The organism is Shewanella sp. SG41-4 (assembly GCF_014164505.1).
Taxonomy (GTDB): Bacteria; Pseudomonadota; Gammaproteobacteria; order Enterobacterales; family Shewanellaceae; genus Shewanella.
Genome location: NZ_JACJFI010000145.1, coordinates 1 through 10,542, shown reverse-complemented (window position 1 = coordinate 10,542; position 10,542 = coordinate 1). Strand labels below are relative to the sequence as shown.

10 protein-coding genes and 1 pseudogene are annotated in these 10,542 nt (G+C 41.1%); 5 read left to right on the top strand and 6 right to left on the bottom strand.

Annotated features, from left to right (window positions below):
• Positions 1-236: 236 nt before the first annotated feature.
• The 4 genes from H5202_RS13535 to H5202_RS13520 all read left to right on the top strand — a co-directional run bounded on the left by H5202_RS13535 (position 237) and on the right by H5202_RS13520 (position 4,657).
• A complete protein-coding gene (locus tag H5202_RS13535; protein WP_259397318.1) occupies positions 237-1,058 on the top strand; it encodes a LysR family transcriptional regulator in 822 nt (273 codons plus the stop codon).
• A gap of 346 nt (positions 1,059-1,404) precedes the next feature.
• Complete coding sequence (gene norV, locus H5202_RS13530; protein ID WP_182772529.1) at positions 1,405-2,919, top strand: anaerobic nitric oxide reductase flavorubredoxin; 1,515 nt, start codon at positions 1,405-1,407, stop codon at positions 2,917-2,919.
• Complete coding sequence (gene norW / locus H5202_RS13525) at positions 2,916-4,061, top strand: NADH:flavorubredoxin reductase NorW (protein ID WP_182772528.1); 1,146 nt, start codon at positions 2,916-2,918, stop codon at positions 4,059-4,061. Before norV ends, norW begins: the two co-directional genes overlap by 4 nt.
• A 260-nt stretch (positions 4,062-4,321) precedes the next feature.
• Positions 4,322-4,657 carry a DUF1971 domain-containing protein gene (locus H5202_RS13520; protein ID WP_059745090.1) on the top strand — a complete coding sequence of 112 codons (336 nt, stop codon included), beginning with the start codon at positions 4,322-4,324 and terminating at the stop codon, positions 4,655-4,657.
• Between the two features lie 327 nt (positions 4,658-4,984).
• Here H5202_RS13520 and H5202_RS13515 read toward each other — a convergent pair whose 3' ends face one another.
• Entirely contained in the window at positions 4,985-5,794 is an 810-nt protein-coding gene (locus H5202_RS13515; protein WP_182772527.1) for an endonuclease/exonuclease/phosphatase family protein, read from the bottom strand.
• Positions 5,795-6,163: 369 nt separating this feature from the next.
• Between H5202_RS13515 and cls the strand changes: the two genes are divergently transcribed.
• Positions 6,164-7,618 (top strand): cardiolipin synthase, encoded by a 1,455-nt coding sequence (gene cls / locus H5202_RS13510; protein WP_182772526.1) that lies wholly within the window; start codon positions 6,164-6,166, stop codon positions 7,616-7,618.
• Here cls and H5202_RS13505 read toward each other — a convergent pair.
• The 5 genes and pseudogenes from H5202_RS13505 to H5202_RS13485 all read right to left on the bottom strand — a co-directional run.
• Complete coding sequence (locus tag H5202_RS13505) at positions 7,594-7,773, bottom strand: hypothetical protein (protein ID WP_182772525.1); 180 nt, start codon at positions 7,771-7,773, stop codon at positions 7,594-7,596. The genes cls and H5202_RS13505 overlap by 25 nt on opposite strands.
• 187 nt (positions 7,774-7,960) lie before the next feature.
• The gene (locus tag H5202_RS13500; RefSeq protein WP_182772524.1) at positions 7,961-8,626 is read right to left on the bottom strand and encodes a DUF3047 domain-containing protein; all 666 of its coding nucleotides are present in this window, start codon (positions 8,624-8,626) and stop codon (positions 7,961-7,963) included.
• A 111-nt stretch (positions 8,627-8,737) separates the two neighbouring features.
• The gene (locus H5202_RS13495; protein ID WP_182772523.1) at positions 8,738-9,139 is read right to left on the bottom strand and encodes a GFA family protein; all 402 of its coding nucleotides are present in this window, start codon (positions 9,137-9,139) and stop codon (positions 8,738-8,740) included.
• Between the two features lie 189 nt (positions 9,140-9,328).
• Entirely contained in the window at positions 9,329-10,153 is an 825-nt protein-coding gene (locus H5202_RS13490; RefSeq protein WP_259397319.1) for a M23 family metallopeptidase, read from the bottom strand.
• Positions 10,154-10,279: 126 nt separating this feature from the next.
• Positions 10,280-10,542, bottom strand: a pseudogene (locus H5202_RS13485) (hypothetical protein); the annotation flags it as partial.

The window sequence follows — 10,542 nt, the reverse complement described above, 5'->3', positions numbered from 1 at the left end:
CCTGCACCGTCCTGCATCATCGGTAACAACAAGCTATAGGAAAATCTAGCCACTCCAACCGTGACAATTAAACTACAGATACCAGCAAAATAGACGCGGACTTTTGTTAGCTCTAGTAACATCAAAGTCACTTTTTAAGTGAAACCATTAACAAACAATACGTCAACCTGCTAATCTAAAAAATTGAATTATTGAGAACAAACACTTCTTATTAAGAGAACTATATGGAAATATTAATGCTAAAAACGTTTAAAGCCGTTGTTGATGAAGACGGCATTAAAGGTGCTGCTGATAAGTTGCATACGGTTCAGTCCAACATCACCAACCGGATTAAAAAACTCGAGAAAGAACTGGATACTAAGCTATTTACTATCATTGGCCGAAAATTACAGTTAACGCCTAGTGGACAACAGCTTTGCGAGTATGCAGATCAGATTTTACAATTAGAATACCAAGCAACCTCTGCCATTTTGCGCAATAAAGGAACTTACGAGTTACGAGTTGGTATGCCAGAAACATTTGCAGCGGTTCATATGCCTATGGCACTCAAAAAACTCAAGCTGAATCACGCTGAAATTAGAACGAAAATTCATACTGACACCAGCGAAAGACTGGTATTTTCGGTGTTGAACAATAAAGTTGACTGCGCTGCGATAGGTAATGCGCCTAAACATGAAAACCTTATTATTATCCCGATTGTGAAAGAAGAACTGATTATGGTGACTCCACGAGACAGTGAACATGATCCGGTTTTGTTTGTACGCGATGAAGGCTGTGGCTATAGAAAACATGCCCTTATTTGGCAACAAAAGGCTGGCCGAGGTAATGATGAACTCATGGTAATGAGCAGTGCTGATGGTGTTTTAGGTTGTATCGCGGCGGGTTTAGGTTACACCATTATTGGTAAAAATATGGTTGCTGGCAGTCGGTATGAAAAGTCACTGGTTATGACACCAGTGAGCTATGGTCCAAAACATGTTCAACTATCGATTGTCTATCGTAAAGATAGTCCATTAGAGTCAGGTATATTGACCCTAGCAAAGCTATTAACCAAGTAATTCATTCTGACTATCTAAGTCATTAATATCGGCTTATTAATAACCGTTACGGCTATGGCTCTGTCATATCAATCAGCTAACTATTTATAAAGTACAACAATCATCCAGATAACACATTTTGTCTGACAATCACCCAATAGAGCCTCACCAACAAAGTCATAATGACAATCAGATGTCATATAGACACACTAACAAGCTGTCTTAATGACAATCATGACTTCACCAAACACAGTACTATCTTTATTTATCAGCCACTTAACTAGTTGGCACGTCACCTGCAATAACGAAGTTAACTTTTGAATCTTTATCTTTGAACTTTAACTTCTCATTTATTACAGGTGTACATATGACAATTCACATTAAAAATAACATCGATTGGGTTGGACAACGTGACTGGGAAATATTGGACTTTCATGGCACTGAATATAAAACCACTAAAGGGACGAGTTATAATAGTTACCTTATCCGTGAACAAAAAAATGTCTTAATTGATACTGTTGACCATCGTTTCAGCCTGCAATTTATTCAAAATCTTGAGATGGAAATTGATCTCGATAAGATTGATTACATCGTCATTAACCATGCAGAAGAAGATCACTCAGGTGCGTTAGCAGCTTTGATGGCTAAAATCCCTAATACGCCAATTTATTGTACCGAAAATGCTATCGACTCCATTACTGGCTTACACCACCATACCGAGTGGAATTTTAATATCGTTAAAACCGGCGATACTCTTGATATTGGTAATGGCAAGCAGTTGGTGTTTATTGAAACCCCAATGTTGCATTGGCCAGACAGTATGATGACCTATTTAACGGGAGATGCTGTGCTATTTAGTAATGATGCGTTCGGTCAGCATTATTGTGATGAGCATTTATTTAATGATGAAGTAGACCAAATTGAATTAATGGATCAGTGTTTACGTTATTACTCCAATATTCTAACCCCGTTTAGCTCACTGGTTACCGCTAAAATTAACGAAGTGCTGAGTTTTAACCTGCCTGTAGACATGATTGCTACTGCCCATGGCGTGGTGTGGCGCGACAACCCTACCCAGATTATTCATCAATATCTGCAATGGGCAGATAATTATCAAGAAGACAGAATCACCATTTTTTACGACTCAATGTCTAATAACACCCGCATGATGGCCGATGCCATTGCTCAAGGGATCCACGACGTTGACCCGGTGGTGTCAGTTAAAGTGTTTAATGTGGCCCGTCATGATAAAAATGACATCTTAGCTAATGTGTTCCGCTCTAAAGGTATTTTGGTGGGTTCATCGACCATGAACAATGTCATGATGCCAAAAGTCGCGGGCATGTTAGAAGAGATCACAGGCTTGCGCTTTAAAGATAAGAAAGCCGGTGCATTTGGAAGTTATGGTTGGAACGGCGGCGCGGTTGACCGTATTCACACCCGTCTTACGGATGCCGGATTTGAAACCATTGTCGGCTTAAAAGCAAAATGGCGACCCGATGGTAAAGCGATGCGCGAATGCCGTGAGCATGGTCGCCAGATAGCCAAAAGCTGGGCATGGCATGATTTAAGTAATGTAAAATCCATTTCACCTGCATCGCTAGCTAAGAGCGCTCAAGCCACGGTAACCACTAAGCCAACGCAAGCAGTCCAAACAACTCAAGCAATCAAACCGACATGTACAACAGCGACAGCAATGAGTGATTCACAAAATATGCTCTGCACTGTGTGTAATTGGGTATATGAGCCAGTATTGGGTGAGCCTAATCAAGAAGTAGAACCAGGAACACCGTGGAGCGAAGTACCAGACTTTTTCCTTTGCCCAGATTGTGGCCTTGGCAAAGATGTATTTGTCCCTATTGCTGAAAGGAAAGCATCATGAGTGCACCCATCATTATCATTGGTAGCGGCTTTGGCTCATATCAATTAATCAAAACCATTAGACGCACAGATAAGCACTTACCAATAACCGTTTTTACCCTTGATGAAGGCCACGATTACAATAAACCGGATTTGAGCCATGTATTTAGTAACAAGCAAAACAGTGCTGATTTAATCCGTCTGAGTGCACAAGAGTTTGCCAGCGAGAATAATATTACTCTGCATGCTTTTACCAAGGTTGATTGTATTGATAGCGTTCAACAACAAGTGTTTGTTAATGGCGTTGCTTATCCATATGCAAAACTGGTGTTAGCGACGGGAGCAAAAACCTTTGTACCCCCTATGCTTGGCAATGCCACTGACAGTGTTATTACCTTAAACAGCTTACGTGAGTTTGATAGCGCGCAGTTGCAACTACAAAATGCACAGACGGTTCTAGTGATTGGTGCAGGCATTATCGGCACTGAAATAGCGATGGATCTTAATCATAGTGGCAAAATAGTCGTGGTGGTTGATCCAAGCCACGGCGTGATGGCGAGCATGTTGCCAGAGTTAGTCGCCAGTGCTTTACAAAAGAAAATGGTTAATATGGGCGTGGTGTTTGAGTTTGGGCGCACGATTAGTTCACTAAATAAAACTGAATTAGGTATTTGTGCCACACTCAGCTCTGGCCAAACATATACCGTGGATTGTGTTATTTCAGCCGCAGGCTTAAAGGCTAATGTTGGCTTAGCACGTCAATCTGGATGTAAAGTGAATAAAGGTTTAGTGGTTAATAATCAGCTGCAAACCTCAGTGAATAACATTTATGCCTTAGGAGATTGCGCCGAAATAAACGGCAAGGTGATGTCCTACTTACAGCCAATTTTGTTAAGCGCCAATGCATTAGCAAAAACCTTACTCGGCCAACCAACAGATTTGAAGTTACCAGCGATGTTAGTCAAAGTTAAAACGCCGCACATGCCGATTCAATTAGGCGGTAACACCGTAACCGATGTAGCCTCTTGGCAGGTGGATATTGATGCTCTGGGTTGTTCAGTAAAAGCCTACAACGAGCAAAAACAGATTATCGGTTTTGTAGTAACAGAAGGACACATGAACAATACCTTCCCGCTACTCAGAGCCTTACCAGCAAGTCTTTAGTATTTTAACGAGTAGGCTTTACTCATAAAGCCTACTCATCAATCAATTTAACCTGAATTTGGGATAAGGGATGAACTTATGCTATTTAAAATCAGCATGTTAACCCTCCTCACTTTCAAGCTTGTCATTTGTTATGCTAACAAGGCGAATTGACGCGTCAATAGCTAGCCTATTGTAAGTCGATTCAACGCAGTTAGCAGGGCAAAGGACTGTTTGAAAGGCGTTTATTATCCCGAGTTCAGGTTGTTTAGGAGAGCATTATGTCTCATCAACGTATCCCAGCAAATTGGACTATTCAGCGTTCTACGCCATTTTTCACTAAAGACAATGTACCAGATGCATTGCTGAGTCACCACAATACCGCCGAAGGAGTATTTGGGCAGTTATGTGTAATGGAAGGTGTAGTGACATATTTTGGTTTTGCTAACAGCGAAGCGACTGAGCCTGAAGTGAAAGTGGTGATTAATGCCGGACAGTTTGCCACCAGCCCACCAGAATACTGGCACCGTATTGAATTAAGCCCTGATGCCCAGTTCAATATTAATTTCTGGTCTGAAAAAGATAAAACCGGCCAAGCAATGTTTAATAAGAAGTAACTTATTAAACATGTGGCAGATAAAGCTGTTGTAGATAAAACGCTTGTTATGAGATACATATCAAGCTACTGATATAGATGTTTAATCAACGGCTTAATTAACGATAAGATCATAATGTATTATGCTCTTATCGTTTTAGTCTGCGTAGAACACACATCAAATTGTTAAAGGTTATTTTATTCGAATTGAAAAACGACTGTGAATCAATTTTCATACTGTTGTGCTTTCCAACCGCATCAATCAATTTATCTTGAGCAAACCCATGCAGTCTTTATGACTTTTAATACAATTTGAATCAATTAATAGCCATCATCAAAACAATCATCGTTAACTTTCGCCTAAACTAAATTGCGCCAACAAAGGATAATGGTCCGAGCTTTGGGTTGTAATTACCTCGGATGACTCTAAGGTTAGTCCCCGATAATAAAGGTGATCAATAGGATAGCCCATCACTGTTGTACGTTTGTCATCTTCAGGGATGACCGCTATTAAGCCTAATTGATTTGTCATCAGGGTTAACATCGTCAGCCTAGCTTGGCGCCAAGTATTTAAATCACCACCGAAAATGATCGGTCCTTTATGAGCACTCAACGCTGGCAGTAGCTGCTGTAACTGCACAGCATAACTGTCTAGAGCATACTCAAAGTTAATACTGTGCAGGTTAGCCACCAGCAGAGTTTCACCATTCGATAAGGGGAAGTAACTTAACAAACTCGACTTGGGAAACTGTATTAGGGGTTCGGCTGTCAAATAACCGCAACTTTCACTCGCCGCAACCTGAGATAAACTCATCACTCCAAGTGGTATATGGTCCTGGCTAAATGCTTGCACCATTGCCAATTGTTGGTGATTTTGTTGACGCCATAACTGAAATTCGTCAGATAACTTCACCTCTTGCAGCAACAATAATTGATTTTGTTCAGCTAATTGGCTGAGCAGCGTTTGCCAGCCAGCATTTTGCTGCTTATAGACATTCCAGCTCGCGACTGCCAATTGGCCATCAGTATCCAATTTAGCGATAGGTGTAGCAGCAACACATTGAGCAGCAAACGACTCTTGTTCATTATTAATCACTTGAGGTTCTGTCGCTAAATGCACAAATTTTGGCACAACCACAACTGTCGTCATCAATAACATGACGATAACCAGACTTCCCCATCGAGCCAGCCCAAGCAATTTACGCTTTGGCTGTAAGGTCGATGTTGGCTTTGAGCGAAAAATACCGATGGATAAATACCTCAATTAGTTTTGGGTGTGCTATCTAAAATTGTTGCTAGAAATTGGTTAACTCTAGCTTTACTAGCCTTAGCTTTAGCTTTACTAACATTGGACTGATTAACACTTGGTTCGTTCAAGCTAGATTAATTAATTAACATCTGTGTCTTTATCATAAAACAATCTGTTTAATATACCCAGCCGTACAGACGGATAACGGTAGACAATACAGATTGAAAACCTGATATGATAAGTGCCTGTTTTTCTACATGATTGATACACTGGTTGACTATGGTTGAGTTTTATAAAATATTAACATTAATCAGTGTGTTAGCTTACTGGCTGCTCATTGCAGGTATCACCACACGTATTGTCTATAAACGACGATCTATTGGTGTTTCCTTAGCTTGGATGATGCTTATTTATGTTGTCCCCATCTTAGGCATTTTCCTATACTTCCTCGTTGGCGAGATGAATCTTGGCAAGGCTCGAGCGGTAAGATCAAAAGAAATGTATGGCCCCTATCGGGAATGGTTTCGTCGACTGTTTGCCATCCAACAATATCGCCCTCACAATTTAAGTTATTACGCGATACCCATAAGCAATTTATGCGAAAAACGCCTTGGTATTCCTACGTTAGCCAATAATCAATTGACACTTAAATCATCCACAGAAACAATTTTAACAACCCTAATTGAAGACATACAACAAGCGCAAACCTCAATCCATTTAGAGTTCTATATTTGGTATCCAGGTGGGCTTGCAGACCAAGTTGCGGAGGCTCTTATACAGGCGGCTCAACGAGGTGTGGCGGTGAGAATATTATTAGATGCTGCGGGAAGTCGAAAGTTTTTTAACAGTAAATGGCCAAAACTAATGCGTAAAGCAGGTATACAGCTGGTTTCCGCACTGTCTGTGTCTCTTGTACGTATGATCTTCCGCCGCCTTGACCTTCGCCTTCACCGTAAAATTGTCGTGATAGACAACCAAATCGGTTATACAGGTTCGATGAATCTTGTCGACCCCAAATGTTTTAATCAAAGCGCCGGTGTTGGTGAGTGGATAGATGTTATGGTGAGGATTACTGGCTCCAGCGTACCAGTGCTTAACTGTATTCTTGCGTGGGACTGGGAAACTGAAACAGACCAAAGAATGTTACCCGAACCGCCAAAATGCCATCTACAAGAAGAACAACCATCCGACATGGTTCAAGTTATTCCTTCTGGGCCTGGTATGCCTGAGGATATGATCCAGCAAGTTTTATTGCTCAGTATCTATCAAGCAAAACACAGCATCACTATCACTAGCCCTTATTTTGTCCCCAGTGAAAACCTACTGTTTGCATTAACTGCAGCAGCATTACGTGGCGTGGAGGTGAATTTAATCATACCCGACAAAAACGACTCAATGATGGTGGAATGGGCCAGCAGATCTTTCTTTGGTGAGTTACTTAATGCAGGTGTCAATATTCATCGTTTTCGCGGTGGTTTACTGCACACAAAGTCAGTGGTCATTGATCTGCATCATAGCCTGATCGGCACCGTTAATCTTGATATGCGCAGCCTATGGCTTAACTTTGAAGTGACTCTTTCTGTAGAAAATTTAGAATTTACTCAGTCGCTTAGTAAAGTCCAACATCAATATATGGCCAATTCCATTAAAATGGATGCTCGGGAGTGGCGCAAAAGACCATTGATAAAACGATTAGTCGAACAGTTTTTTTACTTATTTAGTCCACTGCTATAACGGTCGATACAATAAGCTGGCGATTGAATCAAGGCTGTATTATCTGCACGAGCTATCAGTAACTGTACTTCAAGCAGTAATAAGAACACATAAAGACTGACAACATCAATAAACAACACCAAAGCGGCTAACTCAGAACCAAGTAATAGCAACACGCTTAAAATAAGTATTTTTGCAATTTTCCACAGCCATTTTCATGTTCATAAATCTTCATTGATAAAAGAAGTTAGCCCTTAACATCTAAATCAGTATTTTATATTCGTTAAAAATGGGCTAAGCGACAAGCAAGATTATTTACAGGCTCTTGTAGATATAAGATTTAACCCGCCAATTAATGCGTTTCTATTCCTCACTGAATATGATGTCTGCATAATAAGATTCAGCTTGTTTGCCACTGTTATCGGTGTCGGTCATTATCGCGATGATATCAATGTATTGATAGGCTTTACGATTAGCTTTATCACTGCCTTTATCGCCAAAGGTTTCAATCAAGTCTTGGTATATATTGTGCTTTTCTGGGTACCATTGACCCTTTTGCGCTTCCTTCCCTCTAATAGAGAGCATTTTGACACTTGAGCCAGCAAAAGCGTTGTTCCAAACCAAGCCCTTATCTTGATTGCTCGACCAAACGTAGTTTAATGATTTGGTATTCCACACCATAAAACCACCATCAATAACCACGTAAATTCGAGCAACAAAGTCATCTCCTTTTTTACTGCGCTCGTCTAACGGCAGCAGTTGCTTTTCGACGAGCCAACTCCAGTTGAGGTAAGGCGTTACCATAAGATCAATTTGGCGTTCTAACACTAAACCTGACGCGGCATTATGACTGAGAGCTTTAAGTGCGAAACGTCCTTTGTACTCAACGGTTGAGTAAATTGATTTACCGGAAAACACTTTGGGTTGCCACTTATCGATGCCATTTTCACTTAATGTCGTCAGATTGATCGCCGCATTCACGTTCAAACACACTGTGATGCTAATCAATAACATAAGCCAACGAAACATACGGTTCTCCTATCATAGTACTTAGTCAAATAACGTCTAAAGCTGATCGATATAACCATTAATAATCAATGGATGTATCCATAATAATTACTGGCTAATATGGACCGGTTATTAAACATTCCTATCGGCAGGATGATTGATACCATCCCCAGTGACTATATTACCTAAATCAAATGGGTTAACACCGTCTAAGCACGCTATATTAAAACCGTATTCAGCAGGGTTTGAGCGGCGTTGATGGTGGGTATAAATGCCGCAGTGTGAGCAAAAATAATGCTTCGCAGTATTGGTGTTAAATTGATAAAGCGTTAACACATCTTGACCTTTTACCACCCGAATCCCATCCAACTTTACGGACCCAACTATCGCACCTTTTCTTCGACAAATTGAACAATCACAACGTCGTGGATTTTCGATGCCATTGGGTAAACTGAGTTCAAGTTCAATGGCACCACAATGACATGTTGCTTTGTGCTTTAAGAGAATCTCTGTATTACCCACTTGCTTGATCATGACGAGATCCTCTTTATTTAGAAAGTAAGCATTTAGTCGCACGATAGAAGTCTTTTACTTTAAATCCACAACACAGATTATGGTTAGCTTATGACCTATAAAGTGCAAGTTTTCATGCTAACGACACTAGGGATGTGTAATGAGCTCCGGTTTAATCGTCATACAGCAACTCTAACATATGGCTCAATACTATTTTGCCGCTTTCTCTGCAGCCAGTACTGTCGCCATTGGCGGTACAATCGAGACGGGATCTAAACGCATTTGGAACCAGTTTAGGCGCCAATCTAAATGCGGGCCAGTCACTCGACCAGTGGCACCAATGGCAGCGACCTTATCACCCTGCACAACTTTATCACCAACCTTTAAATACAGTTTACTCAGGTGTAAGAAGGTAGAGCTAACACCATAACCGTGATCGATAATCACCGTACCGCCAGAATAAAACATATCTGGCTCGGCTAGAGTAATAACACCATCTGCTGGCGCAACAACTACCGTGCCTGTTGGACGGGCAACGTCAACGCCAAAATGCGGATTACCGGGTACGTCGTTGTAAACGCGCTGGCTTCCATAAACGCCTGAAATTCTGCCAGTAACAGGCCAAATAAACGTTTGCATAAATGCCTGTTGCTGACTAAATAAGTCTCTAGCTGCACGAGTCTGTTTAGCGTCTTTTGCTGCTCTGGCTTGGGCAACTGGATCAGGTTTCATTATTTTTTGGCTTATGCCGGTGACCCGATCAATTTTGTATTGTCTTGCGGCTATGGTTAACGGCTTTATTTCTGTTAATCCGTCGGGATAAGTCACTTTAAATACTTGGTCTTTTTTCGCGTCTCTATCGAACCCAATGGCAAACTGCCCCTTTGGGGTGACCTTGACCGATTGACCATTGAGTAATACTTTACTGCCAACTGGCACTGAGCCGCGCACTAAAGCACCTTGTTCAAACTGGCCTTGAAATGTCACAGCGGCAAGAGCATTGGCACTTAAGCCGCAAAGGCTGACCGCCAACATTGCTGCTGTTGATATCGATTTTAAAACGGTATTTTTTAATAACATAATCGAAACGCATTCCTTGTAAATAGCGACAAAAAACATAAAAAAAGGGCCACCTTAAGGCAGCCCATTAATAATACTTGATTAACCTCTTACCGCAATGGCCCCTTTGCCAATACCTTCGTAAGCGATAACTTTAAAATGACTTTCAGGCGCTTGACTTGCCAATGTCTTTGCCATGTATTCAGCTAGCATCTCAACCGTGGTGTCGTGAGGAATTAAGTCACAGCAATGCTTAGGCATCGCTAATTGAAAATCACCTTGAGGTGCAACATAGTGAAAACCAAAATGAGTTTCGTCGCTGATTTTAGTTTGCTTCGACAACTCTAGTGTTTTTACCGACACTA